Below are 26,996 nucleotides of genomic sequence, written 5' to 3'. Positions count from 1 at the left end.
GGGCTACTGACCTGCCGCTTGCTTGCGCAGCGCCATCAGCTCCTCCACAATCTTCTCCGTCGAGGCATCGAACCGGATAAGCTTTTTATCTGTCACTTCTTTGTACAGTTTGATATAGCTGTCGATAAACAAAAGCGGATGGGCCAGCACCTGTGCTGCCACGGCTTCCTTACCATGATACTGCTGAATGGCCTTGGCCATCTCATAACCCGTGAAATAAGCCGTTTCATCGAAAGCGGTAGAAAAGCAAATATTGTAATGTTGCTCATATCGATGCGAAGCAGTATCCCAGTAACTCTTGTACAGGATCGCTTCGAAGAGCGCGAAATTTTCCCGGCGACGATCGCTGTTTTTGGTGAACTCGGTAATTTGTTCCCTGGCGAAATCACTGCCGCCAGTAACACCCGTAAAATCGCCTACCAGGTTGGCGGTTCCTTCCGACCATAAATTTTCCAGTAAGCCTTCAGTTGCCTGCAGGTACTGGGGGCGTTCATCCTTCGCCGGCCACGGCAGCTTGGCCTGACCAGCATACTGTACGATATGATAGAGCTCATGCGCCACCAATAGCTTGGTGCCCGGCAGATCATTGTGCAGCTTGTGCATGGCCACGTTGAACGTCGGTTCACCGCCCCAGGTAAATCCCAGCGCGCCGCCACCAGCGAGAAAACAGGCCTTTACGGTAATATCTAATCCTGCCGGAGCATACGGGGCAATCATGGCTTTGATATCGCGCAGAAAGCCTGCTGTATCCGCATCGATCCGGGTGATCAATGCTTTGATGTCCGCCGCCGCTTTTTGTACGCTGCGCCAATCATACGGATCATTGCCCTTGATGGCGCCGGTCGTCACCAGTTCCTTCAAAGTACTGATGAACACCTCCCGCCCGGCGCCGCTATAGCCCTTCACTTTCCGGATCAGTTGCTGATTGCCGTAGAGATCGGCGAGCTGGTTCAGCGCCTGGTCGCTGACCGACTTTTTACCCAGCACAGCTACGTTCGCGCGGGCACTTTCGAGGTCGACGGAAATCTGCAACGAGGAGTTGGCAAAACCAGTGAATGACAACAAGAGCAGGACAATGAAAACGGGGAACTTGAACATACAAGCAGGTTGATGCCCTAAAATAGTCAAAAAATTACAACAACGCCGCCTTCGTGGCGATCTTGATCAACAGTGCCGTATTGTTGACATTGAATTTCGTCAGCAGGTTTTTCCGGTGCGTATCCACCGTATGCAGACTGATGAACAACCGCTTCGCGATCTCAGGATTGGTACAGCCGTCGGAGATCAGTTGCAACACCTCTTTTTCGCGGGAGGTCAGCACCGGCAGTTGCTTCGTTTCTTGCTGCTCGGGTTCCGTCATGTGCAGGTGATGACTCATATACATATACCCTTCATACACGCGCAGCAGGGCTTCTTCGATCTCTTCGCGTGAAGCGCTTTTCAACAGGTAACCTACTGCGCCATGCTGTATCATTTGGGCGATATAGCTTCTTTCTTTAAACGTACTCATCGCAATTACCTTCACACCGGGAAACTCCCGGCGGATCTTTTCCGCCAGCTCGATACCGCTCACTTCGGGCATATTGATATCCGTCAGCACAATATGCGGCCGCTCTTGTTTGATCAAGTCCATCGCTTCCCAGGCATTGCTCGCCAGCCCCGTCAGGTGTACATAACCAAACTGGGCCAGCATCGACCGCATCCCCTCCAATACCATCGGGTGATCGTCGACCACCAGCAAACTAATCTTTTCCGTTGTGCTCATCATGTTCTATTAAACAGTCAATATGAATAGAAGTACCCTTACCAGGCGTGGATTGTATATCCAGTTGGCCATGCAGGTAATTGACCCGTGATTGTATATTGCGCAAGCCTACACCACGAAAGGCAGACTGCGCAGCCGTATTGAACCCAATGCCATTGTCTTCAATCGTTATCGACACTTCTTTGTCCTGACGGATCACCTGCGCCACGATGCGCGAAGCACCCGAATGCCGCACCGCATTGTTGAGCAACTCCTGCACGATCCTGTACAATACGACTTCTACCGATGCCGCCATACGTTCGCCCAGGCCATGAAACTCCCGGTGGATCACAAATGCCTGCCCTTCGGACAAACCATCGCAATAATCCTGCAAGGCCTGCTGCAAGCCCATATTCAACAGCGCCTCCGGCATCATGTTGTGCGCCACGCGACGCATCTCGCTGATCGACTCGTCCAGTTTTTGCAAGGCCAGGTTGAATGACCGGCCATTTTCTTCGCTCAGGATCAAATTTCCTTTCATAGCACCCAGTTGTAATTTAACACCACTCAGCAGTCCGCCCAAACCATCGTGCAGGTCTTTGGCCAGGCGATTGCGTTCATCTTCCTGCCCCTTCAGCAGGTATTGTGTGGCAGATAATTGTTTCTCCGTTTCCAGTTCATGTATCCGCTGCTGCTGTAGCAGCCGCCGGTTTTTGTAGTTGCGCCAGGTGAGGAACAAAATGACACCCAGGGCCAGCAATCCGCCGATCAGCCCGTAATTGATCAGCCGGTGTTGCTCCAGCTGGCTTTGCTGGTACTTGATCTGCGTTTCCTTCTTCTCAGTTTCATACCGCATCTCCCGCTCGGCAAATTCCCTGGCACGGGCACTTTGCACAATACTATCGCTGATGGTCTGGTACTTTTCTGCATAGTCGTAAGCCGCCTTATAATTACCCGTCTTGTACGCCAGTTCCCGCATCGCCTCGTAATAACTTTGCTGCTCTTCGGGATCTTCAGTGCTTTCGTAATGCGCTTTCGCGGCAGTCAGGTATTGCTCCGCCAGAGGATATTGATGCTGCCGCAGCGCGATACACCCCAACTGCCAGTTGGCAGCGGCGATGGCATTGGGCACCTTGATAGAACTGGCCAGTGCAAGACTTTTGTTGGCAAACAACGCTGCCGAGTCGATCTTGTTCAGCTGCAGGTATTCCTGCGAGATATGCTGGTAAGCCATTTGCCGGTAAATGGGCGCATTTTGTCCCTGCTCCATTTGCGGCAGAAAGGCCAGTCGAATTCGCAGGGCCGCTTCGGTTTGTCCATTGGCGGCATGGTTGCCCGCCTTCGTTTGCATGTACATCGCCAGGGCATCGGCGGCTGCGGGGGAATTGTATTTGCGGGCGATGGCAATCGCTTTATCGATGTAGACATCGGCCTTCTCCAGGTTTTTGAGTGTCGTGAACACTTCACTCATACTACCGTACAGATCACTCTTGCGCCGGTCAACCTGTTTCTCGGTCACGCCCTGCTGCTGCAATACCGCAGGGGCTTCAAAAACAGCAGCCGCCAGCTGGTAGTAATGAATACAGCTGTCGTACATCCCTTTCCAGTAATAGATATTCCCCATATTGTACTGCACACCGGCCAACAGGTACAAATTCTTGTTCTGCTGCGCCGATCCGGCCGATAACCGGTAATAGCGCAGTGCTTCGTCGCGCCGGTTAAAAGCACTGTGGTATACACCCAGCAAACGGTAACAATCGGTAATGGTATTGACATCGCCCAGTTGTAGACTTTTGGACAAGGCCTCCTCAAACAGTTGCCGGGCCAGACTGCTGTCGCTGTCCGTGACTGTTCCGGCCAGCCTGCGCAGGCTATTGACATGCGCGGTATCCAATGGCCGTTGCCGGATCGCCGACAACCGTTGTGGCAGGCTGTCGTTACCCGGCTGGGCAAATACCGGACGCAACAAAGAGGAGAGGAGGATCAAACAACCCGCGACAGAAAACTTCATAACCTAAAGTTATTTTAACGGTGACAAATACGCCATCCCCCTTTCAGGTGATTCTCACGGCCTCAAAAATCCTAGATTCCAAGTATAGGTTCAGCCGCTGCTACACAACAATTTTGTTACCACGAAAGATAATAGAAACCCGCCAATTGACGGCGTAACAAAACACCTATTGTATGAAAATGCATTGCTTACCGGTTTTGCTGCTGTTGCTGCTCGTACAGCAGGCGACGGCACAAAAGAAAACGACCACCAAACCTGCCGGTCAGCCCGACATGGACAAACTGCTCAAGGAAGCGATGGACAAAGAAGGCCTCAGTGCCGCAGAGCAGGAGGACATGAAGCGAATGATGAAGGGCGTGATGCCCGAGCTGGAAAAGCAAAACGCCACCGCGGCCGACTACGCGGCCTTTACCAGCAACAAAAGTCTGATCCCCGCCAAAGAGGCCGGTAAAAAAGCCATCGCTATTAAAACCAACCTGACGCAAGGTACGATCGGCGGCTATGCCAGCGGCCTGTACAATAAACTGCTGGCGAAAGGCAGCGCGACTGAAATGGCGCTCGTCAAAAAGGTCATCGCGCAATCGCCCCAGGCAAGCGCGCTCGCCCATGCAGCCGTCACCGCCTCCCTGCAAGGACACCCGCAGGCTGCTATGGCCCTCGCCCTAAAAGCCGTAGCCACCGACCCGGCCAATAGCAACTGGCAAAACAATGCCGCGGCCCTGTTGACCAATTACGGATATGCCGAACATGCCCTGCCACTGCTGAAACACTTGGCACAAACACGGCCCTCCAACAGCACAGTGTTCAACAACCTCGCTTATGCCTGGCTGGGGCTTGGTGAGATCGACAGCGCCAGGGTCTATAACGTGCAGGCCATGGCTCAAAATCCGGCCAACCCGGAGGCCCAGCTTTGCGGCGGCATCATTGAAGAATTGATCGGAGACCCCATCAAAGCAGGTGATCGCTACACAGACGCCCAATCATTGGCACCCAATCCATTCACCCAACAGGTAAGGAACAACCACAGCAAAAAACAATCGCCGCTCGACTGGAACAAGATCCGCCGCAACATTGCCATCTACGAATACTTCCCAAAAAACTGGATCACGGTGCCCAAACTGCTGGACCATGTCGACTCCTTTGAAGTAAACCTGGCCTGGCAAACTGCCTTTGAAAAGATGACCCGCCAGCTGGAAGAAAATATCGAAGCGATGACCGAACAAACCAACAAGGAGCTGGACAAACTGGTGGACCAGGGCGACGACGCCTTTGTGCAAGCCATGGCCAGCAGTGCACTTAAAGGTCAAAGCTGGATGAGCCAACCCGCTGCCGAGGTGACCAAAGTACTGGTGACCTACGAAATGCAACGGCAGAACGCTACCGCCGATTCCATCAAAAAGTTTCTTCCCTGGAAAGCCATGCTGAAGAAAACGCGCGACGCAGCCATCAACCAGGTATTGACCAGGATGGAGAAAACCAAAGGCGCCACCTGCAAGCAATTTAAAGTCGTACTCGACTCCATCGAGAATGCCTATATGCGGACAGTCAATGGCCGGTTCCGCAATTTCCTGCACAGCAATGCCGATCTGCACCGCCAATGGCTGAATGCCTATATTACCTGGAGCTGGTACCTGGCGGGTAATCCGCTCAACGTGATGCAGACACAGGCCATTCAGTCGGCCGAATACCTGGCCGCCACATATCGCCAGGTGGTGGAAATGATGGAATTTCAGCCGCCCCATTGCGTGGCGCCGCCCGCCAAGGTGACGAAGCAGGTACCCGTACCGGATATGCCCAACTTCAGCTGCCCCGCTGTGGTCAACTTGCCCGGCGGCAAAGAATGGTTACAGCTCAGCAATAGTGCCTCCAGTTTCGACGCTTCTACCCTCCTCAAAAAAGAGGCGAATGCCGTTCCGAATATGCTGATCAGCTATGGCTTCAGCGGCTCGATCGCACAGGCAGGCAGCCACCCCTCCGTAAAGACCGGCAATGGCAGCGTGACACCGTTGCCCGTTAACGAAGACGGATCGCAGGGGCCGCTGGAATACCTGGCGCCTATTCCCGCTATCCATCCCGGAGAAATGGCGCCAATACCAACGCTACACGACAAAAGCGAAGCAAAGCAACCCAATACCAGCAAAGAGCGCGATCCGGCGCGTGTGGCAGACTACCGGAGGGCCCAGCTGGCCAGGCAGCTGCTGAATAAAATGATGTCTGCCTCCTGCGGTAAACCTGTAAAGAAAAAGCTGACCCTGAAAGCCACCCGCGACGTGACGCGCATCACCCTCGAAGATGGCTTTACCGTGGGCATGGGTGAAGTAAAGATCGAAGAACCTTTCACTGTAAAAATGGGAGACGTGAAGATCGAAGAACCCTTTACCGTAAAAATGGGCGAGGTGCAGATCGAACCTGTATTTGAAGTGCACATGGGAGAGGTGGAACTGTTGCCGGTAGGAGAAGGTGGCAAACCAGGAAAAAGTAGTTTCACACCCAAGCCCACCACCAACCCCGAATACCAACGGATCATCGCAGAAGTAAAACAAGCGCTCACGGAAGGACTACAACCTACCATCAGCAGCAGCCTGCAGTTACCCGGTACGATCACCGCCAACAAAGGACTATTCCAATAACAACAACATGAACATCATAAAAACATCCGTGATCATAGCTGCCACCAGCTTACTTACCAGATCACTGCCTGCACAGCCTACCAGCAGCAGGGGCTGGTACGAACGGGACGATATTCAAAACGTAGACATTGGTTGGATCAAAGTGCTGCAATTTAAGGAACCAGCCAAGCCCTTTGCCCAGCACGGCTGGAGCTACACCGCCAAGCAAACCGGCATTACCCAACAGTTCGCCACCTGGCTGCACCAGACCTACACGCCCAGGGGATACCTGGGGGAAATGAAATTGTCATTACTGGCACCAGAACCGGCGTATCAACCCGACAGCAAAGACTACGATTACAATGATGCGGAGAAGAACAACCGGAATGCGCTACCCAATACCTACGGCGCTTATGGCAAGCTGTACATGCTGCTGATGAAGACACCGGAAAGGAAGTTTTGGCCCATCAACGGCATGGCAAATTTCGACACCTGGTACGTGATGGCCAATAATGTAGAGCTCATCAGTCAGCAGCTTATCACCATCTCCTCTGCCGATACCTACTATTGCCTCATGCCCAAATACCGCAGTGATATGAAAGGAGAATTTGAAAAGGAGTGGTTCGAGCAGGCATCCAACTACCGCAATTTTACCAATAGCCCACAATTGCAGCCGTTCGAACACTACATGATCCCGGCAAAGCAGATCGACCCGGGCAGCGAGAAATACGTGGTACTGCTCACCAAAGACAAACGGCCCTTGCCCTTCGACCAGGTGACGGTCAATGAATTGTTCAACAGAATTGAAGCCCAGCTGCCAATGATGTACAAACTGGCCATCAAGGGTGGCAGCAAACTGCAAAACCTACAGGAAGGAGGGCGTCGCGGCCTGCAGTACCTGCGTGATATGTACAAAAATGAATTACAGGAATTTGCTTACATGCGTTACCACCAGATAGACATCATCGATCTATTCAATCTCTCTGCCGGTAACAGACCGTATTGGCTACGCACCAAAGCCCTGAACGATGGGCAAACTTATTTTCCCTTGCTGCGGCTGCGCAAAGGGGTGAAGGAGGCATTGGCCAACGGCGATCCGCAATGGATCGTGTGCAGACTCGACAATGGCGGCTCGCCCGCCAACGAGGGGGAGATCCATAGGATGGATGCCTTTTTGCAGGGATTCAATTACCAATACGTATACGATTATTTCTTTGGCAAAGACAAAGTGATCCAGCCCTATAAACCGCTGCCTGTGGCCAATGGAACGACAGTTGTGGCCACTGCTGAGCCCGCCCGGCAATCATCGGTCGCCAAAAGCAAAAGCAGTGATCCGGCTGTCGTTTTTTATGACGATTTCTCCACGGTGTCCACCGGCACGACTCCTACGGCCTGGAACACCCAACGCAGTGAGATCACCGGAGATAAAATTGCCGTGGTAGAAGTGAAAGGCGCGGACGGCAAATGGCTGAAGCTGAAAAGAAATGCGTCCCCGAAAACATTAACGCAACCCGTTAGCGGAGATGTTGAGTTGAGCTTCGACCTGTTGGTACAGAAGGGAGATGTGCCCTGGGGTACACCTGGTATCGAAGCAGAACTGACATTCAACACGGCGCAGGGTGATAAGAAATACACAATGAATGTTAGCCCGGGTGATATGAACCGGGTGGACGCAGCAGGCTGGCTCATGCTCAACGTCGGCAAAACCGACTGCAAGATGGAGAACTATTATTCCATGCCCTCCTTTACCGGCAGCAAACCCATCAATAAAGTGAGCATGAGCTTCCGTAAAAAAGGAGAGGGGCTAACGGTCCTCTGCAATGGTAATAAAGTGTACGACTGCGCCAAAGTATTTGTGGCGGGCATGAACCTGAAGGGATTCAATTTCTATGTGAACGAAAAAAATGTGTTCCACCTGAGCAATGTACAGGTCAAAAAAATATAACATGAAAGCAACCCTGATCCTTTTGAGCTGCCTGGCTACCGGTCAGTTGTTTGGTCAGCAGCAGACGTATGACATCGTCAACTATACCCCTCCTGCCAATTGGAAAGAAGAGAAGGGTAACACCCATATTGTTTACGCGCGGGTAGACGGCGGCAGTTGGGCGCAGATAGCTATTTACCAGCACACCCATTCATCGGGCGATATACAGGCTGATTTCGAAAAGGAATGGAAAGCGCTGGTGGCAACCCCGTACAACCTGGCAGCCCCGTCCGAGAAAGCTGAACCTGGTACTGCAGATGGTTGGGCGGTGATGAGTGGCTCGGGCGTATGGCAGCGGGAGGGTAGTAATGTAGCCACTATCCTGACCACGTATAGTAATAGTCAGGTTTGCATCAGCGTATTGTGCCATGCCACCGCCAAACCTTACCTGGACGATTACAAAAAGTTCATTGCTGGATTGGACCTTCCAGGTGCCGTGAGTGGCACACCCGACGGTACAGTGGCCGCACAGGTTACAGCGCAAGGCCAACAGCCTGCTGCGGCAGTATCACCGCAACCCATGAACACAGGCTACCAATTCAACGAAACCAATTTCGACGACGGTTGGAAAGCGGTGGTACAGCCCGACTGGGTAGACGTTACCAAAGGCCCGATCAAAGTGTTGCTCCATTATCCCAAAGACGGTACCGTCATTGCGGCAGATCCCGAGCCACTCATCAATGCCGCGTGGAATATCCTGGTGGCTCCCCGCTATAAAGATGTACAACATTACAAAACCGCTTCTGTCAGTAGCTACCACCGGCCCTACCTGGGCATGGCGCTGGCTACCGATCAGCAAAGCGGACAGCGGGTGTTGGTGGTATTGTATCGCCGGGAACACGGCTGGGTGGAGATCATTGCCCCCGACGTCACGGCTTTTGCCCAGGAATATGGCTTTGACCCCATGACCATCCGCTGGGCCAAAATCACCGAGTATATGGGCGGAGATGTCGTCGACAACCGGGAAGGCAAAACGATCGAGCTCGAGCCGGAGATTTTCAAGCAACTGGATCACATGAGCAGTTACAACCGGTTTGCCGTAGCGGCGAACGACCTGAATAACACCGGCAAATGGGATGCAAATTTTGCCAGCAATACATTCTACTACAATACCTATACCGGCGCCAGTGCCGGCATGAGTACCTACTCCTCCTCCCAATGGTTTGAATTTGGCGCCAACCATAGCTATACCTGGCAATTGGCGGCGGCCAACTCGGGCATGGGGACCACGAAGTTTGCACAAGCCAAAGGCAAGGGCATATTCAAATCTGTCAACAACTGGCAGTTGAAGTTTCCGGATATCGGTGGCAATGCCAGGTTATATGATGTCTACTTTGTGGCCATCAAAAATGACCGGGTATTGTTCATGAATGACGCCGAACATCCAGGATCGGGCGTGTTTACCGGCTTTGGGAAAAAGAAATAATCTTACGCCCGCCATCAAAGTACGCTGAAGTTGAAACGCCCAACACCCAATGCGCCATGGCCGCTGACGCCTTCCACCACGCCAATAAAACTACTCCGGATATCCGAAGTATAAAAGTGGATGGTGGCTTCCCCTTGTTCATTGGTCACGATGAGCGGTGACCAGTACAGGGAATTACGCATATCGTTGGCGCTTTTATCTTCCAGGGCATAGTCGGGTGATTGATAAAGTCGGTCCTGGTAAAACCCACGTGTCATGACCATCTTGAATTTTTTAAGTAGTTCTGCTTCCGTATAGGTGGGATATTTATAGACAACCTGGCGTGTATCACCCTGACCAAAGGAAAACGGATGGCTGGTGACCTCGTTCCTTTTCTTATCAGTCAGCTCCGTATACCTGACCCCTTCTTTAGGTTTCGTACCACTGCCACAGGCGGGACAATTCAACCAGCCACATTGACCTACAAAGTCAGTATTGCCTTCAAACTTCGCAATGCTATCGAGGTAACCCAGGAAGCGATCGCCATAGCCACGTCCTTTGGCTTTTACCACCACTTCTTCCAACAAATGGCCGTATTGGAACGTACCGGTATCGGTTACCGGCTTATCGGTCGCATCAACGGTCAGTACCGCGGCGCAGAAAGGCGCTTTGTGTTTGCTTTCTGCCAGGTGGATCAGCGAAAAAGGATCGGTGATGGAAAAGGTATGTTCCTTCTCGGCCAGGTACTTGACGAAGAACCGCCGACCGGTAGCCAGCAGATCGGGGGTCAGGTAAAATTGCCCCTTGCTATCGGAAGCGATGAGTTGCGACTGCGTTTTATTATAGTTGAATACCAGTAACGACACGGGCCCTTGTGGCTTCGCTTGTTTAGCGGCTGGCAAGATGGTAGCAGCCAGGGAATCGGACACTACCGGATGGCTCGCAGCCAGTGGTAATCTTGGCGGGGCGGCCAATTGCAAGAGCAGGTTGACGGCTTCGGTACGTTTATCGGGCAGGTTATCGAAATACCAGGCAGGGTCGTAGAGGGTTTCGTATAACTGGGTAGACAGCGTATAGTGGGTGCGCAGGTCCTGTGCATTTTTGCGGTCGGCAAACAGTTGATCATGCACCCGCAGACTGAGCATGGCGGGCACAGGCTGGCCGCTGGCGTCGGTCGTCTTGATCCTGACAGTGACCATTTCTTTAGCACCATATTGCGGTTTGATCTCACTGAAGGATACCTGCAGCCTTTGCGGTTGGATAAAGACGGGCTGGCTGCACAGCGGTTGCAGCTGTTCGTTGTACACGGTTACCACGGCGACACCGGGGGGCAGGTCGGCCTGGGGAAACCTCACCAGCAAACTATCCAACAATTTACCGGCGGCGATGGCTTGCAATTCACCGCGTGCGTGCAGACTGATCAGTACTGTTTGTGCGGGTAATTGGGCGGCTTGGATGTTACAAAGCAGGCTATCGGGTTGGGTATTAATTTGTAACTGGATGCCAGCCGTTTTCACGGCGGGCAGGTGGAACATAGTGTCAGGTCCACCGCCCAGCACGATGCGATAACTGGCGCCGGATTGCGGCGTCAGGTCAAAGTGACCAATGCCCGCGTGTCCGGACTGAATGGTTTGCAGGGCCACGTCGTTGCGAAACAACATTCCCTGAACAGAAATGGGAACTCCCTGGGCATTGGTAGCCCGGAAGGCTACTGTGTTGCGAATACCGGCAATCAGTTGCCCGCCGGTAGGGGAGAGTTGCCAGTTGATCGGACGGCCCTTGGCGTAAGGGGCGGTCGCGGCTAGTCGTCCGATTCTTTTGATGGCCCGGGGATCGTTCACTACTTGAATGGGCGTAGCCGCAGTGAAATTAGGTTGATGGGTATAAAAAGAGTGGGCCGAATAAGCTTTAAATAAGAATGGTCCCGGGGGGAGGGTGTGGGGCAGGAATACATGTCCGCCGGAAATGCCGTTTTCGATGGGGTAGATTTCCTTCCACACGATGCTGTCATTTTGTGGGTTGACGAGTTGCACGAACAGTATCTTATCAAGTGAAGAAAGCGTGGCAGTGTGGCCGTCGAGCACAAAGGCATTGAACCAGCAGTCTTCCCCGGCCACGTAGATGTCTTTATGGGTGCGCAGGTAAATGGTGGTGGCTGGCTGTGAAGTAGCGGCCTGGAGCCGGCTGGCTAGACTATCTACCAGGCTTTGCGTGCGCTGGGCATGCGTGGTAGTAAAGAGCAGCAAGGAAAGGGCAAGGATGAGCAAACGCGACATGGCTAACATGGGAGTGAAGATAAGGCATTTTGAAGGAGATGCGACAGGCTATTGGCAAGCGGTTAAAACACGATAACCATCAGTAAAGCATGGAGGGAGTAGGCTGTAATCGACAAATGAAAAGAAGCATGCATACGAGCAGGCATCACAGGCATGGGCCTTATGAAACTTGATAAACCAGCATGGCTATATGTTTAAAACCGGGAATCTTTGAAGGCAGGATTGTAAGCGGGTCCGTAAACAGGCGGGTAGCCGTTGTACCCATTGTAGCTATTTCTGCTGACGCCGATACTGCCGGAGATGGAGAACGTTCTATCGGGGTTGACGTACATTAGTCCGACCCGGGCGGCGGGATTGATGCTGAGGTTATTGGAGCCACCCATAAAGGCATTGTTCTTACCGATAATGCCGGGCTGCATAAAAGCATTGTTCATGTGGAGATAGGTAGGAGCGATCTCGAGTCCGGCGAAAGCATACAAAGTATTCGTCAACTGTCTGTTCAGTTGGACGCCTACAGGAGCCGAGATGAAACTGGCGCTACCGCCGCTAAAGCCAACAAAGCCGGCCGACAGGCTGGCGTATTTGGTGACGAACCACTTCTTCTGCAGGGTATTGGAGTCCAGCGCATGGCCGAAATTCCGGAAACTGCGCTGCTGGCCATACATACCACCCATAGACACAGGTACCTGCGCCTTGGCCGCCAGGCCCAACATCACCACTGCCACAAAAAGGATCAAGCGTTTCATGGGGGGAAGTTACGGCATTTTCCTATTCATAGGTAGCCCCTTCACGCCCCCAAAAGGCCGTGAAGGGTTAAAAATGGGTTAATGGTGGTCCCAAACAGCCACTTATCGGACTTTTCCTTGACGCTCCAAACTTTGACATAGATTTCCTACTTTCCGATTTCTATGAATGGTCAACTATTAAATCCTGGTTCAAGACATCAAACAATACGGCTAGCACATCTACGCATCCCACCCGACTTAACGTCGATGAACAAATAGCACAATATTCAACTTTTAGTCTACAAGACCGCCTGGGGCTAATTATCTACCTGGCCGAAAGTGGGCAATCAAAATATTATGAACTCATCAAACAAAGTGCGGAGTCGGATCCTGACAAAACGATACGATTTGCCGCACTGAAGCGTATCCACCTGTTTAAAGAAAACGCAGACCTCCCTTCATTTCTTCAGCGCTTGGAAAGCGCAGCAGACAGCAAGCAATTAGAGCCTTATTTGACGATGGCGATGCACCGTGTAGGACTTATCGATGAAGAATTACTAACCAAACGACTGAATGGTAACTAACTATTGCTACTACAATTCCTAAAATTCCGAAACATCAGGCACTGCGGCTAGCATGGGCAGTTTAGGAATTTCCCTCATTCTTCTTTTCTCCCACAAACCACGACGCCAGGTATGCGGTGAAAGTTCCGAACAATCCCACACCAACCGTCATCAGCAGGGTAGCGATGATGCGCCCCTCCGTCGTGACGGGATACCTATCTCCATATCCAACGGTGGTGATGGTGGTGTAGGCCCACCAGATGGCGTCTTCCGCCGTCTTGATATTGCTATTGGGATCAGTCTCTACCTGGAGGATGGCGATGGATGAGAAAATGACCATCAGTACTGCGATGATGGCCGCTGCAGTCAAAGTACCTTTCGTACGTTGTTGAAATATATGCTGAATGAGGCGGCGGGTGGATCGAAACGCCCGCAGGATCCTGAATAACCGGATCAACCGGAAAGCACGCCCTACGCGCATGAAGTCGAACATGGGAATGCTGGACACCAGATCAATCCAGCCCCAGCGAATGAACCTGAGTTTATTGTCTGCCTGGTAGTATCGTTTGATAAAATCGATCAGGAAGATACCACAGATGATATTGTCGGTGATCAACAACACCCTGGATACTTCCGGCGGAAGTTTCAGGAAGGTATCGAACATCAAGGCTAACAGTACATATACTGAAAGCACAAGTATCAACAGATTGAGAAAGCCAAGCCTTTCTCCGGAGTTCGTAGAGGTATTATTCATTATAGGCAGTCAGGCCAGGCCCGATTTGGTAAGTAATACATTTTGCCTGTGGAATACGAAAACAAAATTCGTTTTGGTAACAGACCGTCTTGTCATAAGCATATAGCATAGGGAAATGAATTTACAACTAGGGTAGCTTAATTAGGGCGGCATATTTGTCGATTATATACTGAGTCGCCGGCTTCAACCTCTTGCTGTAAAATATCGGATGCCTACCGTCAGCTGTGTAAAACTGAACATCGTTGTCAATTTTAGAATACCAGACAAAACCCTTTCCGCGTCTTATCACAGAATCCTTGTGGGTAAGCATTCTAAAATTATTTAGTCTGCTAGTATCAAGCGCCAATACGAGCACATCAGAAATCTTTTGGCTACAGGGAACCTGCTCGTAGTGATCCTTATTCCAATACATACAACTTCCAGATGATGGAGGAGGAGGAGGTATAAATATCTCCTTTATTGAATAAGCACCACCGCCTAATACGAATATCAACACCCCAACAAATACGACCTTTTTAGAGGGGGCTTTCGATTTAACCTCCTTTTCTTTAATCGTAGCTGATAGATTCTCAACTTTTCGCTTAACTCCATCCGATTCTATTCCCGTATCTGTCTGCCCTGGCATGTCATCAAAATTAAGCCGACTCCCATTTTGGCTATTTTCGACCTCGCTACCTGAATCCGCCAAGCCATCTTCTGGATCTACTTCTTTTCCACCAGATTCTTTGATTTTTTTCAACTCAAGGGTTCCTTCTTCACCCCCCTTTTCTGCCGGTCTTCCAACCAAATTGACATCGGTCTTGATCACATAATTACGGGAATAATCATAGGGACGTTCGGGATAATCAATCAACCAAGCCAATAACTGAACATTTTTAGGGCTGGTTTTTGATAGCCCCTTTTTATTCAAATATGTAATCAGAGACTTAAACTTTGTAACCTTGAAACCTCGAATAGCTTGCAAGCAAGTCTTCTGATCGCTGGCTTTTCCAAAGAAATCTCTTAAAACTGCTTCGTCTCTTTTTTCAAACCTTTCAGAGCATATCCGCTCACATTCATCCCGTAATTCTGCAGGCGACAATATAGTTAGCCTTGGGGCAAGCTCATTCATCTCCTTCTTCCGGAGATATTCATCAAAAACCAGCTTTTCGTAGTCAGAAAACACTGTTCGCATAAACAATTGTATTAGTCGGAATAATTGGAAAATGCACTGGAATTCTTGGAATCCCAACCGGAATATCAGGCAATAACGTCAGAATAGGAATTGCATGCAAATCAACCCTTTACACCATCCTACTTTTATTCTGTCATCAGCCAAACACCTCAATAGCTAAGAGGTAACTGTACAGAACTGATCTCACAGCGAGCAAAGAAAACGGAGGGCCGGCAAGCGGCTCGGGAAGCGCCCAACGATCCTCCGCCATCCCCGCTCAACACTTCCCCAACAAGCAAGAAGCGCTTCATCTCTCGTGCATCCACGCAGCCGGGTGCTCTGTGTCCGGCTGCCATTTTCACAACATTCAAAATTTAAAAATCAATGTTACCGTATATTCTCGCCCTGATTTGGGCATTAATGAATCCGCACCATAGCAACGTAAACAGTAATCCCAATACCGGCCAAATCACCACGATGGACGACGATGGAGATCCCGGGGATGGAGGCGATACCGGAGGCGAAACTGGCACCATACCGCCGTTGCCTCCTAAGCCACCTAAACCATAATATCCTTTAACAAGGCGAGCTTCGGCTCGCCTTACTTATTTCTTAACGGCGATCAACAAAATTCAACCATGAATTATTTATATTTAAGTCAAATAGCCGTTAGTGAGAGCCTACCAAATTTATCTACCAATTCTTCTTGTCTGCTTATTTGCCTGCAAAAATACGACTGTACTTTCCCCACCTTTACGGGTTTCCGGATTCGACTATGCAGATTCCCTTTTTCGATCCAACAATGATTCCGCTTTTTATTACTTCGCTGAGATCGCTTCCAACTCAAACGACAGCCTGAAAAAAGCTACTGCGTATTCATTCATGGCTATACTTCAGGCACGTGAAGGAGACTATTATGGCGGGCAGGAAAGCTTGTTAAATTCCATGTCGCTTTTGGATGAACGTAAGGAGGATGACCGTTATTGTTTGCAGTCAAATTACTACCAGCTTGGTGATATCAGCTTACAACTCAAAAACTACAAAGACGCGATTTACTACTTCGACAAAGCCTTGCCATATCTTTCAGATACCAATTTCAGGCTAATTGCCTTGAACAGCAAAGCGCTAGCCTTTCAAAAGATTGGGGATTACAAAAGTGCTGACAGTCTATACAACTCAATCATTGATTTAGCAAAGGCAAATCCAAAAGAGTATGCCCGCGTCCTTTCCAACAGCGCCAGAACCAAATGGTTGCAACAACCATCCTATAACGCCGCACCTGATCTCTTACGGGCATTATCAATCCGCGATTCATTAAAAGACCAAATGGGAATGAATGCCAGCTACTCACATCTCGCCGATTACTACACAGCCAAGAACCCTGACTCGGGATTGCTATACGCACAAAGGAGGCTTTCGCTATTAAAATCACTTAAAAGCCCAGATGATGAACTAGAAGCTTTGGACAAAGTCATAGAATTAAGCCCCCCTGAAGACTTACGTCCCTATTTCTCTAGTTATCAAGCCATAGACGATAGCCTACAAACTGCTCGCAACAAGGCCAAGAATCAATTTGCACTTATCCGGTATGAAACAGAGAAAAGCAAAGCAGACAACCTGGAACTTGTCAGAGATAATGTACAACTTCAACTTATCATCGGATTGGTTATTTCGGTTGCTGTCATTGGATTTATATACAACCGCAAGCGTCGACAAAAGATCCAGGCAGCGGCAGATATCGCCATCCGCGACAACCAACTCAAAACCTCCCAAAAAGTGCATGACGTGGTAGCCAATGGCTTATACCGTATTATGACCGAAGTTGAGCATAATGAGGCCCTGGAAAAGGAAATCCTGCTGGACAAGATCGACAACCTCTACAAACAGTCCCGGGATATTTCCTACGAACACCCGCAAGCGATCAATCATGACTTTGAACAAGTAGTTTCTTCCCTAACAGATTCATACCGCAATGGCAACACCAATATATACGTTACCGGCAATAACCAACAATTGTGGGATTACTTATCCACCACCAAAAGAAACCAGGTAGAGAAGATTCTCGAAGAACTGCTGGTCAATATGAAAAAACATAGCCAAGCCACCAATGTCGGCCTGCGCTTTGAGCGCCAAGAAAATCACCTCCTTATATATTATGTAGACAATGGTGTTGGCCTCCCGGCCGACTTCAAACAAGGGAATGGACTCCACAATACGGGAACCCGGATAAAAACTATCGGTGGCGAATATACATTTGAACCCACAACCAAAGGATTGAAGATCCGCATTTCCATTCCATCAGACCAAACACCATGATTAAAAAAGTTCTCATCGCCGAAGATCACGAAAGCGCCAACATCTCAGTCCAGAAAACATTGGAAGACCTGGGCATCACTGATTTTCAACACGCCTACTATTGCGATGACGCGCTCGAAATGGTTAAGCAAACAGCCAAAACGGACAGGTCGTACGACCTGATGATCACCGACCTGCATTTTGAACCCGATGATCGTAAAGTAAGTATCACCAATGGGATTGACCTAATAACCGCAGTGCGTGAAGTACAGCCAGACCTGAAGATCCTGGTATTCTCTGCCGACTTCACCACCTCCACCATCCAGATGCTGTATAACAAACTGGACATCGAAGGCTATATCCGGAAAGCCCGGCACGATGCCCAGGAGATTAAGCAGGCGATTAAAGATCTGGGAATGCACCGCCGCTATCTGCCAAGGCCCATCATGGACCTGATCAATGGTAAGAATGGATATGAGTTCTCGACATTCGAATCAGCCATTGTCAAGCTCTTAGCCGCGGGAACCATGCAGAAAGACATTCCCACAAGACTGCAGGAACTACAGATCAAACCATCCGGATTAAGCAGCGTAGAGAAGAAGCTGAATCAGCTAAAGCAAGTGCTCAACGTTGCGACCAACGAGCAACTGGTAGCCTTTTGCAAAGACAACGGCATTATCTAAGCCCTGAACTTTATTTGTCCATAATGATCATTTACGGTTTCCCATAAAAAAACCTTCTCTTCCCGCGCTACTTTTGATACATAATTAAACACCAGTCATATGAAGAAGAGTTATTACGTAAACAAAGTGGCTCAATACAATGGAGACCATGAGGTACACCTGGAAGCCTGTCCTAAGTTTCCTAAACCAGAAAACCGGCTGTACCTGGGCGCCTTCGACACCTGCCTGGAAGCAGTCCGGGAAGCCAAGAAATTCTACACACAGTCAAATGGTTGCATCCACTGTGTACAACCTTGTCACACAAGCTGACCGTACCATTTCGACCCTTTATACCGCTGTACCACTAAACCAAACCTTCCTTGAAAACATTGCTATTGTCCTTATTGCTGACCGGATGCGTCGCAAGCAGTCAACATGACGTATACATCTGTGATAGTCAATCGGCCAATCGCTATCACTACAAAGCCCGCTGTCGTGGGCTAAGCAATTGCCGACACGCCATCGTACGCGTAAGCCTGGAGGTAGCACAAGACCGAGGCAGAACCCTTTGCAAATGGGAACAATAGCATTAGCAATCATCAGTACCGGTCTCCCATTATACTCCCTGTCAACTATCTACTATGAAAAACGAAACGAGTTTCTACCCGTTGATCGTCATACTACTCATACTCTTTATACTTTCAGTAGTATACCTTGTACGAAATAGGAATACCCGAAAGTGACCAGTCGACATATGTCAAATAATACCTGATCAAATATCCTAACCACAATACACACCTTATCACTTCGTTTTCTTACGAGTATCCTTCGACTCGCATCTACAAGAATTGCTTTACCTTAAACTAACAAGTCTATGCCTGAAGCTACTTACCATCACCGCTACCTGGCTTTTAAAGATGAATCACCGTACCGACGGTATGTAGAGGTGGATAAACCTAAGAACGCTCCGAAAGCCACCAATGGTGACGCACCGGACACCAACACACCCGTCCATGGGTCCTATGGCGGCAAACTACTACACCCAAAGTGGAAGGCGCGCAGAAAAGCCATCCTGGCACGGGACCGGCACCGATGTATACATTGTAAAAATGACAACGACCTGCAGGTACATCACCGGCAATACCATTTTGTGGCCAGTCAAAACCAATTTCGTGATCCCTGGGACTACTCCGATCACCTGCTGATCACACTCTGCGAGCGTTGTCATAGCCGCGGTCACAATAAATACAAAGTACCAATCATCACCATTCAATAAAACCACGTTATGGGATTATTTAACCTCTTCAACCGTCAACACAAAAACGGTCATGACCATGATTTGTCATTTGCAAACGCAGTCGGCGACATTCCCGAAGAAACCTTCATCGAAAAGGAGCAGCCAGCTAACCAGACCAACAACGAGCCGCCAGCAGCGCCCTTGTTTGCAGGCATTCAATTGCTGTATGAATTCCTCGACAAAAACCATGAATCAAAGGGATACAATGACGCTTTGATCAATCCTGACATGACGCACCTGGACCAGACCATTATCGCCCTTAAAAACGACCTGGAGCGCTCCATCCGCAAAACAAAAACCTTTTACGAGGACTTCATTCGTCAGATCAACTTCCACATCGTTAGCAGGAGCCGCAGCGGCATGGTCGATATGGTGGAAGAACTGGTGGTAAAAAAGGAGATCGCCGAAAGCCATATCAAACAGGTCATCGAGATCGAGGAACAAGCCAGGCAGAATGAAGGGGTAGGGCATGGCATCATTATCAGTTATACCCGCGGCTTTCGGAACGGCCTGGCGGCCATCTCTGGACAGATGATCCTTAACAAACACTTTTAACGGTATCGCATGAAAAATCTATGGGTTCGCTTTGGTTGTTTCCTGACGGGATACAACTACAACATACTAAGGGGTTGCAGTGAGGCAGCCTTCAAAGCTGTCAAAAAGTACACAGCAGCCATGCTGATCATTTGTATATTGTGGTTCTTCATTGGCGTCACGTTTGCACAGCGCTACCTGACATCCAACTTAACCGGCAGTATTGTCGCTGGCGTGATTGCCGTGATTATCATTGTGCAGGTAGAGCGCCAAATCATACTATCACTGAACCCGGGCAAACTTTTGCTGGTATTCAGGTTTTGCCTGGCGCTCATGATGTCCATATTAGGGGCGGTGATCATCGACCAAATATTGTTGGAGAAGGATATTGAATTGGAGAAGGTGACTTATATATCAGAAAGAGTGGACAAAGTATTACCTTCTAAAACAGCTGAACTGAAGGATCAAATATTCGCGTTGGACACCAGTATCACAAGAAAAGAGCAAGAAAAGCTGGCTTACATTGCCGACATTGGGAAAAACCCAACCATTCCTATTATCGAGTCGCAAACCGAGCATACAACGGAGCGCACGAAATATAAGAATGCTTCAGGAGGCGATTCAACAGTTGAAACTCCCAGAAAGAAGACCTCAATTTCAAAAACCTTTTTACCCAATCCGAAAATGGCCTTATTAAAGCCATTGGATTCAGCTATTGGCTCGATGCATCAGCGTAAAGCTGCAAAAGAAAATGACCTCCTGCACATCAGACCCGCCCTCGAACAGGAACTCAAAGCCAACACCGGATTTCTTGACGAGTTAAAAGTAATGGTGCGACTGATTTCCAACTCTTACGTAGCGCTTAGCTTCTGGTTGTTATGGATACTTTTCTTCCTGTTTATCGAGATGCTAGTGCTGGTAAGCAAGCAAGGCGACAAAGCCAGCGATTATGAGAAAGCGGTCTTGCACCACATGAACTTGCGCGTACAACGATTGGAAGCCCTTGCCAAATCGGCATCGCCAGCCTGAACTTGACACGCCCCCTTTTTACCTCCAAACCATTCCATATGGCCAGGTTGCTCATTTGGCTGACCATTCTTTCAATCACTGTAGCATGCCAGTCTGCCGATTCAACATCGGCAGACCATCGGCCTGTTAACAAGGAGGAGCCGAAACCCTTTGCTTACGGCCAACAGCCTTCGACTCAGCCGTCCCAGGAAGAAGTGCCTCAGAAGATCAAGGTTAACCAGGAACTAAAGGAAAAGTCTGGTTGCGACTTCAAGAACGGCATTCATGCAGCGGCTGTTGGATATTTCAACCCCAAAACAGGACACACCGCCACATACGATGACCTGAAAGTACACATTATCAACTGCGCTGTAGTCCGTATAGATTTCCCGAACGGCGGCTGGCTCGATGAAGACCATATTCCGCCACAGCCCTCGACAATCGCGGCTTCGCCAAATTGACCGATGACAAGGGTAGGAGGTGGGAGGTGCGTTTGCGGTAGTCTTTGCATTTCATATCTTGCACTAATGAGCACAAACGACCTAATTATAGTCACTGCAAGGATACACATGAAGAAGACTGATGAAGGAGGTCGAAAGTTCGGGTTTGCATCCGGCTATAGGCCCAATCATGTTTTTGAGATCCCTGAAAATGGTGACACTTTAACTACTTACGCTGGCGACATACAGTTCGACGACCAGCTGCTCGTAGAACCCGGCGAAACTAAAGTTGTGACCGTACGATTCCTCAATATGTCCACAATTGCTCAATACATGAAAATAGGACAGAAGTGGTACATAAACGAAGCCAATAGAACATTAGGATTTGGCGAGATTCTTTCTTTAATCTAATAAATCGTACCGCACCAATCCCCCCCATTTCCACCCCAAGGAAAAAAGTACAAGCATCTTCGAACATCGTCCATTCTCCGGATGCGTGTTCCGGCGCACCTTTGTGTTGTTATCAGCAATCAAATACAAATTAAAAATACAACACAATGAAATCGTTCTTTTTTGCCCTCCAGTTCATCGCCCTGACCACTTTGTCCAGCATTTCCTTCGCCCAGGGGAAAAGAGTACCAGCCTCCGCCGGCCGGGCAGAATACATCGAAGTGGAGAAAAACGTCCGCCTGCATGTCACCGACCTCGGCGAAGGCCAACCCATCGTACTCATTCACGGCTGGCCCCTCAACGACGCCATGTACGAATACCAGTACCAATACCTAGTTCGCAAAGGCTTCCGCGTCATCGGTATCTCGCTCCGCGGCTTTGGTAAGTCCGACCGTCCCTATGGCCGCTACGACTTCGACGTCTTCTCCGACGACATCAAAGTAGTACTGGAAACCCTCAAGATCGACAATGCCGTACTCGGCGGCTTCTCCATGGGTGGTGCAGTAGTGCTGCACTACATCAACAAATACAACAGCGCCCACGTCAGCAAACTCGCCCTCTTTGCCGCCGCTGCTCCCTCCTGGAAACAAAGACCCGGTGCGCCCTACGGCATCAGTGAAGAAGGTGCTGCAGGCCTCATCAAGCTCACCCTTACCGACCGCCAGCAACTGATCCAGAACTTTGGCAAAGACTTCGCCGCCAGCGAAAACGCCCTTTCACCCGCCACCACACAATGGCTCGCCAACATCAACGCCGACGCCTCGCCCTATGCCACCATCCAATCCATCAGCGCCCTGCTCGACCTCGACCTGCGCCCAACCCTCAGCAAGATCAAGATCCCGGTCGCTATCTTCCACGGCGTGAAAGACAAATTGTGCCCCTTTGGTTTCGCCGAACAACTACACCAGGGCATCAAAAACGCTTATGTCGTAAAGTTTGAGAACAGCGGCCACGCCCTCTTCGTAGAAGAAATGGACAAGTTCAACACCGAACTGGAGAAATTTGCCCGCCAATAATGGGTCACTAAAGCAATCATCAAAAGGAATGTGCAGGTCACCTGCACATTTTCCATTTTCCTGCCGGATATTTACACCTCATAGCTATGAACCAGCAACATCGTTTTCAAAGCAGCCTCAAAACGCTCGGCCTGCTCTCCGTCAACAAGGAAAGCGAAGCCGCCATCAACCAGGGTGATTACAAGGCCTATATCAAAGTGCTCTACCTGCACAAAGGATACAAGATCACCGTTGACTTTGCCGCCTATGCCACTGAACAGCCCACCCTGTTCTTTATCGGCCCCAATCAATACCTGCAACTGGAAACCCTGGGCAAACAACCTGGCCAACTCATCTACTACAACCGCGACTTTTACTGTATCCAGATCCACGATGAAGAAGTCGCCTGCGATGGCCTGCTCTTCAACAACATCCACAATATGCCGATGACGGTACTTACCCAAGACGAAGCTGCCCTCATCGACCCCATTTTTGCCCAGATGCTGGATGAGTTTGAACTCAACGATGCCTCCCAGGAAGAAATGATCCGCACCTACCTGAAGCAGCTGTTCATCCGCTCCACCAGGATCTGGAAAAAACAACACCTCGATAAAACCCTCGTCCAACAACCCACCGACCTGGAATTCTTCCGCAAGTTCACCCAACTGGTAGATGCCCACTACAAGGCCAGACATTCCGTTGCCGACTATGCCGACTTACTGGCCATGGCGGCCAAGACCATCACCCACAAATTCAAACGGCTGAACCTGCCGCAACCCAACGAGGTCATCAAAAACCGCATCATCCTCGAAGCCAAACGGCTTCTCGTCCATACTTCTTTAACCGCAAAAGAGATTGCTTACGAACTCGGCTATGAAGACCCGGCCTACTTCAGCCGCCAATTTCTCCTTAAGACCGGAGAGTCTCCATCAGGCTACAGAGCCAAATTTCTATTGCCCACCACCTGACAATAATTCCCCAATCTGGGGAATTTCAATAAGCCTGAAAACCAAGCCCCGTGGACTTTTGCCCCACCACGGTTTTTCCCTACTTTCGCGCCCAATGAACCACAACAGTATAGCCGGCGTTGCCACGCCACCATAAACAAGGCCGCCCGTATTCCAACCGCCGCCATCACGACATAATTACCACTGCCATTTCAGCCACAATCCAGATCGATGAAGTCTTACCTCAACCTGTTTGATTTTAAACAAAAAGTAGATTACAAAACAGAAGTCCTCGCCGGTCTCACCGTCGCCATGACCATGATCCCCGAATCATTGTCCTTCGCCATCCTGGCGGGATTATCACCGCTCACCGGTCTCTATGCCGCTTTCCTGATGGGCCTCATCACGGCCGTACTCGGCGGACGCCCGGGCATGGTGTCTGGCGGAGCCGGCGCCACGGTCGTTGTACTCATCGCCCTCATGCAATCGCATGGGGTGGAATATGTCTTTGCCGCCGTTGCCCTGGCAGGCCTCTTACAAATAGCTGTCGGCCTCTTCAAACTCGGCAAATTCATCCGCCTCGTACCACAATCCGTCATGTACGGATTTGTGAATGGTCTCGCCATCATCATTTTCATGGCGCAGATACAGCAATTTAAGGTCGTCACGCCCGAAGGAATTTCCTGGATCGCCGGCACTCCACTTTGGACGATGCTGGGATTGGTACTACTCACCGTACTCGTCGTGCTGATATTTCCGAAAATCACCAAAGCCATCCCAGCCTCATTGGTAGCGATCATCGTGGTATTTGCCGTGGTCATGGGATTCGGTATCGATACCAAAACCGTGAAAGACATAGCTTCCATCAGCGGCAGTTTTCCGCCCTTTCATATACCAGCCATCCCTTTTAATTTCGATACACTGCAGATCATTTTCCCGTATGCGCTGGTCATGGCAGGGGTGGGGCTCATCGAAAGCCTGCTTACCCTCAACGTGGTGGATGAGATCACCGGTACCCGCGGCCGGGGCAACAAAGAATGTGTGGCCCAAGGCACTGCCAATGTGGTCAATGGATTCTTCACCGGTATGGGGGGCTGCGCCATGATCGCCCAAACATTCGTCAACCTCTCCGCCGGATCCCGAGCCCGTCTCTCCGCCATCATCGCTTCCCTCACCATCCTGATTATTATACTGGTGGGCGCACCCGTTATAGAACGTGTCCCCATGGCGGCCCTGATAGGCGTAATGATCATGGTGGCTATCGGCACCTTCGAATGGATCAGTTTGCGGATCGTAGGTAAGATGCCCAAGTCCGACATTATTGTTGGTATCCTCGTGGCCGGCATTACCGTTTGGCTGCATAACCTGGCGCTGGCCGTCCTGATCGGCGTGATCATCTCCGCACTCGTATTCGCCTGGGAAAGTGCCAAGCGCATCCGCGCCCGCAAATACATGGATAGCTATGGCGTGAAGCACTATGAGATCTATGGGCCGTTGTTCTTTGGTTCCGTCAACCTATTCCTCGACAAGTTTGATGTCAACAATGATCCTACGGAAGTGGTGATCGATTTCCGCGAAAGCCGCGTGACCGACATGAGCGCCATCGATGCGCTCAACAAACTTACCGAGCGCTACCACAAAGCAGGGAAGAAATTGCACCTGCGCCACCTCAGCGCCGATTGCCGCCGCCTGCTCAACAATGCAGGCTCCATCATCGACGTCAACGTGATCGACGATCCAGGCTATTCTGTGATGAAGGATTGATGAATGAGGCGATACTGGTCATGCGCATACCCTTTATTTAAAGTAAATGCCATAACCTGCATTTAATCAACTACCTTCAGTCCGTATCGTGAAAGTTTACACATACCCCAAACTATGAAATTACAGGTCAACCGCCTCAATATCCGCTTGAAACCAGACGTTAAAAAAGTAATACCGAGATTTTTCAATACAGGTGATGAACGGGCAGGTTTACTGATACACCGTGTTCTGCAATTACCCGACATACAAGCATCGGCTCTACTGCAGCAAGTGCGCGATGAATTTGGCAATAAATACCATGACCTCGTTGCCATTTTCGAAAAACATGGACGGGAGGTTGCCCACTTAGTACCAATTGGAGATGAGCCTAAAATTTCAGTAGACAAAAGATTACTCATAGGAGCCTATTTCACGATGGAATACTCCCTCGAACACGCGGCACTCTTCAATCCCTCCATCGTTGTAGCCCCTGATCAATCAAACACAGCAACAAACGAGTTGAATGTTATACTCAGCTTTCGGGCTACTGGTGAAGGACATATTTCTTCTCTGGTGTTCAAAGCCGCCAAACTAGACAATAACGCGCGTATTCACTTTGCACCTACCAGCCAATACCTGTACGAAGGGGCTGTTACCTTGCACGAGACAGGTTACGAACTCCAGTTCCCACCAGCGTCTACCTTATCCGAACGAATTATCTTTCCCGTTGTACCTACTGAAAAAAATGGCATCGAAGATGCACGGTTCACCCGTTTCACACATGATGACGGCACCGTCACGTATATTGGCACCTATACTGCTTATGATGGATCTACAATACGTCCGCACCTGGTAGAAACGACCGATTTTATCCGGTTCCGGATGACACAACTGTCCGGCAAGGTGGCCATCAATAAAAACCTGGCCTTGTTTCCCAGAAAGGTCAACGGCCAGTACGCGATGATCGGCAGGATCGATGGTTTTAATAATTACATCATGTATTCGGAAGATCTTTATCACTGGGATACGGCAGCTGTATTGCAAACGCCACAGTATCCGTGGGAATATGTTCAGATCGGGAATGCAGGTCCGCCAATCGAAACAGACAAAGGTTGGTTGGTGATCACACATGGTGTGGGTCCCATGCGTAAGTATTGCCTCGGCGCCAGTTTATTCGACCTGCAGGATCCGTCCATAGAGTTGGGCAGGTTGCAGGAACCACTGCTCATGCCTGAAGAAGATGAGAGGCATGGCTATGTCCCTAACGTGGTATATTCCTGCGGTGCGCTGGTGCACAGAGACCAGCTTTTTATACCCTATGCCGTCTCAGACTACGCTACGTCATTCGCCACCGTGGTTTTGCAGGAACTGCTAAATGATATATTACGGGTTCAATAACCT

The 26,996-nt window shown here is 50.0% G+C and carries 23 protein-coding genes; 16 read left to right on the top strand and 7 right to left on the bottom strand.

Annotated elements, in window-relative coordinates; genetic code table 11:
- Positions 1-3 precede the first annotated feature (3 nt).
- Genes P2W70_RS16545 through P2W70_RS16535 form a run of 3 tightly spaced genes read right to left on the bottom strand, consistent with a single transcriptional unit; the run spans position 4 to position 3,755 of the window.
- Positions 4-1,098 carry a DUF5700 domain-containing putative Zn-dependent protease gene (locus P2W70_RS16545; RefSeq protein ID WP_276482605.1) on the bottom strand — a complete coding sequence of 365 codons (1,095 nt, stop codon included), beginning with the start codon at positions 1,096-1,098 and terminating at the stop codon, positions 4-6.
- Positions 1,099-1,132: 34 nt separating this feature from the next.
- On the bottom strand, positions 1,133-1,765 hold the full coding sequence (locus P2W70_RS16540) for a response regulator transcription factor (protein ID WP_276482604.1): 633 nt from the start codon (positions 1,763-1,765) through the stop codon (positions 1,133-1,135).
- Complete coding sequence (locus P2W70_RS16535) at positions 1,743-3,755, bottom strand: tetratricopeptide repeat-containing sensor histidine kinase (RefSeq protein ID WP_276482603.1); 2,013 nt, start codon at positions 3,753-3,755, stop codon at positions 1,743-1,745. The genes P2W70_RS16540 and P2W70_RS16535 overlap by 23 nt, the downstream gene beginning before the upstream one ends.
- A gap of 173 nt (positions 3,756-3,928) precedes the next feature.
- Here P2W70_RS16535 and P2W70_RS16530 point away from each other — a divergent pair, with 173 nt between their 5' ends.
- The 3 genes from P2W70_RS16530 to P2W70_RS16520 are packed head-to-tail and all read left to right on the top strand — an operon-like array spanning position 3,929 to position 9,774.
- Positions 3,929-6,385: a tetratricopeptide repeat protein gene (locus P2W70_RS16530; protein WP_276482602.1), complete on the top strand. Its 2,457-nt coding sequence runs from the start codon at positions 3,929-3,931 to the stop codon at positions 6,383-6,385.
- A gap of 7 nt (positions 6,386-6,392) precedes the next feature.
- A complete protein-coding gene (locus tag P2W70_RS16525) occupies positions 6,393-8,309 on the top strand; it encodes a hypothetical protein (RefSeq protein WP_276482601.1) in 1,917 nt (638 codons plus the stop codon).
- 1 nt (position 8,310) lies between these two features.
- Positions 8,311-9,774 carry a hypothetical protein gene (locus tag P2W70_RS16520; RefSeq protein ID WP_276482600.1) on the top strand — a complete coding sequence of 488 codons (1,464 nt, stop codon included), beginning with the start codon at positions 8,311-8,313 and terminating at the stop codon, positions 9,772-9,774.
- A gap of 14 nt (positions 9,775-9,788) precedes the next feature.
- On the opposite strand, the gene P2W70_RS16515 is transcribed toward P2W70_RS16520, so the two are convergent.
- The 4 genes from P2W70_RS16515 to P2W70_RS16500 form a co-directional block, all read right to left on the bottom strand.
- Entirely contained in the window at positions 9,789-12,038 is a 2,250-nt protein-coding gene (locus P2W70_RS16515; RefSeq protein WP_276482599.1) for a hypothetical protein, read from the bottom strand.
- A gap of 185 nt (positions 12,039-12,223) precedes the next feature.
- Positions 12,224-12,775, bottom strand: a complete 552-nt coding sequence (locus tag P2W70_RS16510) for a hypothetical protein (RefSeq protein WP_276482598.1) — start codon at positions 12,773-12,775, stop codon at positions 12,224-12,226.
- 624 nt (positions 12,776-13,399) lie between these two features.
- The gene (locus tag P2W70_RS16505; protein ID WP_276482597.1) at positions 13,400-14,071 is read right to left on the bottom strand and encodes an ion transporter; all 672 of its coding nucleotides are present in this window, start codon (positions 14,069-14,071) and stop codon (positions 13,400-13,402) included.
- A 127-nt stretch (positions 14,072-14,198) separates the two neighbouring features.
- Positions 14,199-15,245 carry a hypothetical protein gene (locus tag P2W70_RS16500; RefSeq protein ID WP_276482596.1) on the bottom strand — a complete coding sequence of 349 codons (1,047 nt, stop codon included), beginning with the start codon at positions 15,243-15,245 and terminating at the stop codon, positions 14,199-14,201.
- Positions 15,246-15,608: 363 nt separating this feature from the next.
- On the opposite strand from P2W70_RS16500, the gene P2W70_RS16495 reads away from it, so the two are divergent.
- The 13 genes from P2W70_RS16495 to P2W70_RS16435 all read left to right on the top strand — a co-directional run bounded on the left by P2W70_RS16495 (position 15,609) and on the right by P2W70_RS16435 (position 26,993).
- Positions 15,609-15,794, top strand: coding sequence for a hypothetical protein (locus P2W70_RS16495; protein WP_276482595.1), 186 nt, complete (start codon positions 15,609-15,611; stop codon positions 15,792-15,794).
- 102 nt (positions 15,795-15,896) lie between these two features.
- On the top strand, positions 15,897-17,540 hold the full coding sequence (locus P2W70_RS16490) for a tetratricopeptide repeat-containing sensor histidine kinase (RefSeq protein ID WP_276482594.1): 1,644 nt from the start codon (positions 15,897-15,899) through the stop codon (positions 17,538-17,540).
- Positions 17,537-18,202: a response regulator gene (locus P2W70_RS16485; protein ID WP_276482593.1), complete on the top strand. Its 666-nt coding sequence runs from the start codon at positions 17,537-17,539 to the stop codon at positions 18,200-18,202. Before P2W70_RS16490 ends, P2W70_RS16485 begins: the two co-directional genes overlap by 4 nt.
- Positions 18,203-18,301: 99 nt before the next feature.
- On the top strand, positions 18,302-18,511 hold the full coding sequence (locus tag P2W70_RS16480; protein ID WP_276482592.1) for a hypothetical protein: 210 nt from the start codon (positions 18,302-18,304) through the stop codon (positions 18,509-18,511).
- Between the two features lie 544 nt (positions 18,512-19,055).
- A complete protein-coding gene (locus tag P2W70_RS16475; protein WP_276482591.1) occupies positions 19,056-19,457 on the top strand; it encodes an HNH endonuclease in 402 nt (133 codons plus the stop codon).
- 9 nt (positions 19,458-19,466) lie between these two features.
- The gene (locus tag P2W70_RS16470; protein WP_276482590.1) at positions 19,467-20,033 is read left to right on the top strand and encodes a hypothetical protein; all 567 of its coding nucleotides are present in this window, start codon (positions 19,467-19,469) and stop codon (positions 20,031-20,033) included.
- Between the two features lie 9 nt (positions 20,034-20,042).
- Positions 20,043-21,041: a DUF4407 domain-containing protein gene (locus P2W70_RS16465; protein WP_276482589.1), complete on the top strand. Its 999-nt coding sequence runs from the start codon at positions 20,043-20,045 to the stop codon at positions 21,039-21,041.
- A 38-nt stretch (positions 21,042-21,079) separates the two neighbouring features.
- Positions 21,080-21,481, top strand: coding sequence for a hypothetical protein (locus tag P2W70_RS16460; protein ID WP_276482588.1), 402 nt, complete (start codon positions 21,080-21,082; stop codon positions 21,479-21,481).
- Between the two features lie 3 nt (positions 21,482-21,484).
- Complete coding sequence (locus tag P2W70_RS16455; RefSeq protein ID WP_338119854.1) at positions 21,485-21,871, top strand: EF-Tu C-terminal domain-related protein; 387 nt, start codon at positions 21,485-21,487, stop codon at positions 21,869-21,871.
- A gap of 146 nt (positions 21,872-22,017) precedes the next feature.
- On the top strand, positions 22,018-22,926 hold the full coding sequence (locus P2W70_RS16450; RefSeq protein WP_276482586.1) for an alpha/beta fold hydrolase: 909 nt from the start codon (positions 22,018-22,020) through the stop codon (positions 22,924-22,926).
- A gap of 86 nt (positions 22,927-23,012) precedes the next feature.
- Positions 23,013-23,873 carry a helix-turn-helix domain-containing protein gene (locus P2W70_RS16445; protein ID WP_276482585.1) on the top strand — a complete coding sequence of 287 codons (861 nt, stop codon included), beginning with the start codon at positions 23,013-23,015 and terminating at the stop codon, positions 23,871-23,873.
- A gap of 210 nt (positions 23,874-24,083) precedes the next feature.
- A complete protein-coding gene (locus P2W70_RS16440; protein ID WP_276482584.1) occupies positions 24,084-25,616 on the top strand; it encodes a SulP family inorganic anion transporter in 1,533 nt (510 codons plus the stop codon).
- A gap of 114 nt (positions 25,617-25,730) precedes the next feature.
- Positions 25,731-26,993, top strand: a complete 1,263-nt coding sequence (locus tag P2W70_RS16435) for a glycoside hydrolase family 130 protein (protein ID WP_276482583.1) — start codon at positions 25,731-25,733, stop codon at positions 26,991-26,993.
- Positions 26,994-26,996: the final 3 nt, after the last annotated feature.

Origin of the sequence: Paraflavitalea pollutisoli (assembly GCF_029360705.1) — a bacterium.
Lineage (GTDB): Bacteria > Bacteroidota > Bacteroidia > Chitinophagales > Chitinophagaceae > Paraflavitalea > Paraflavitalea pollutisoli.
The sequence above is the reverse complement of the archived record's forward strand: the minus strand, read 5'-3'. Positions and strand labels throughout refer to the sequence as shown.

Excerpts from the sequence above, each read along its gene's own strand:
- P2W70_RS16545 (WP_276482605.1), bottom strand. The coding sequence starts at position 1,098 with ATGTTCAAGTTCCCCGTTTTCATTGTCCTGCTCTTGTTGTCATTCACT.
- P2W70_RS16540 (WP_276482604.1), bottom strand. The coding sequence starts at position 1,765 with ATGAGCACAACGGAAAAGATTAGTTTGCTGGTGGTCGACGATCACCCG.
- P2W70_RS16535 (WP_276482603.1), bottom strand. The coding sequence starts at position 3,755 with ATGAAGTTTTCTGTCGCGGGTTGTTTGATCCTCCTCTCCTCTTTGTTG.
- P2W70_RS16530 (WP_276482602.1), top strand. The coding sequence starts at position 3,929 with ATGAAAATGCATTGCTTACCGGTTTTGCTGCTGTTGCTGCTCGTACAG.
- P2W70_RS16525 (WP_276482601.1), top strand. The coding sequence starts at position 6,393 with ATGAACATCATAAAAACATCCGTGATCATAGCTGCCACCAGCTTACTT.
- P2W70_RS16520 (WP_276482600.1), top strand. The coding sequence starts at position 8,311 with ATGAAAGCAACCCTGATCCTTTTGAGCTGCCTGGCTACCGGTCAGTTG.
- P2W70_RS16515 (WP_276482599.1), bottom strand. The coding sequence starts at position 12,038 with ATGTTAGCCATGTCGCGTTTGCTCATCCTTGCCCTTTCCTTGCTGCTC.
- P2W70_RS16510 (WP_276482598.1), bottom strand. The coding sequence starts at position 12,775 with ATGAAACGCTTGATCCTTTTTGTGGCAGTGGTGATGTTGGGCCTGGCG.
- P2W70_RS16505 (WP_276482597.1), bottom strand. The coding sequence starts at position 14,071 with ATGAATAATACCTCTACGAACTCCGGAGAAAGGCTTGGCTTTCTCAAT.
- P2W70_RS16500 (WP_276482596.1), bottom strand. The coding sequence starts at position 15,245 with ATGCGAACAGTGTTTTCTGACTACGAAAAGCTGGTTTTTGATGAATAT.
- P2W70_RS16495 (WP_276482595.1), top strand. The coding sequence starts at position 15,609 with ATGTTACCGTATATTCTCGCCCTGATTTGGGCATTAATGAATCCGCAC.
- P2W70_RS16485 (WP_276482593.1), top strand. The coding sequence starts at position 17,537 with ATGATTAAAAAAGTTCTCATCGCCGAAGATCACGAAAGCGCCAACATC.
- P2W70_RS16480 (WP_276482592.1), top strand. The coding sequence starts at position 18,302 with ATGAAGAAGAGTTATTACGTAAACAAAGTGGCTCAATACAATGGAGAC.
- P2W70_RS16475 (WP_276482591.1), top strand. The coding sequence starts at position 19,056 with ATGCCTGAAGCTACTTACCATCACCGCTACCTGGCTTTTAAAGATGAA.
- P2W70_RS16470 (WP_276482590.1), top strand. The coding sequence starts at position 19,467 with ATGGGATTATTTAACCTCTTCAACCGTCAACACAAAAACGGTCATGAC.
- P2W70_RS16465 (WP_276482589.1), top strand. The coding sequence starts at position 20,043 with ATGAAAAATCTATGGGTTCGCTTTGGTTGTTTCCTGACGGGATACAAC.
- P2W70_RS16460 (WP_276482588.1), top strand. The coding sequence starts at position 21,080 with ATGGCCAGGTTGCTCATTTGGCTGACCATTCTTTCAATCACTGTAGCA.
- P2W70_RS16455 (WP_338119854.1), top strand. The coding sequence starts at position 21,485 with ATGACAAGGGTAGGAGGTGGGAGGTGCGTTTGCGGTAGTCTTTGCATT.
- P2W70_RS16450 (WP_276482586.1), top strand. The coding sequence starts at position 22,018 with ATGAAATCGTTCTTTTTTGCCCTCCAGTTCATCGCCCTGACCACTTTG.
- P2W70_RS16445 (WP_276482585.1), top strand. The coding sequence starts at position 23,013 with ATGAACCAGCAACATCGTTTTCAAAGCAGCCTCAAAACGCTCGGCCTG.
- P2W70_RS16440 (WP_276482584.1), top strand. The coding sequence starts at position 24,084 with ATGAAGTCTTACCTCAACCTGTTTGATTTTAAACAAAAAGTAGATTAC.
- P2W70_RS16435 (WP_276482583.1), top strand. The coding sequence starts at position 25,731 with ATGAAATTACAGGTCAACCGCCTCAATATCCGCTTGAAACCAGACGTT.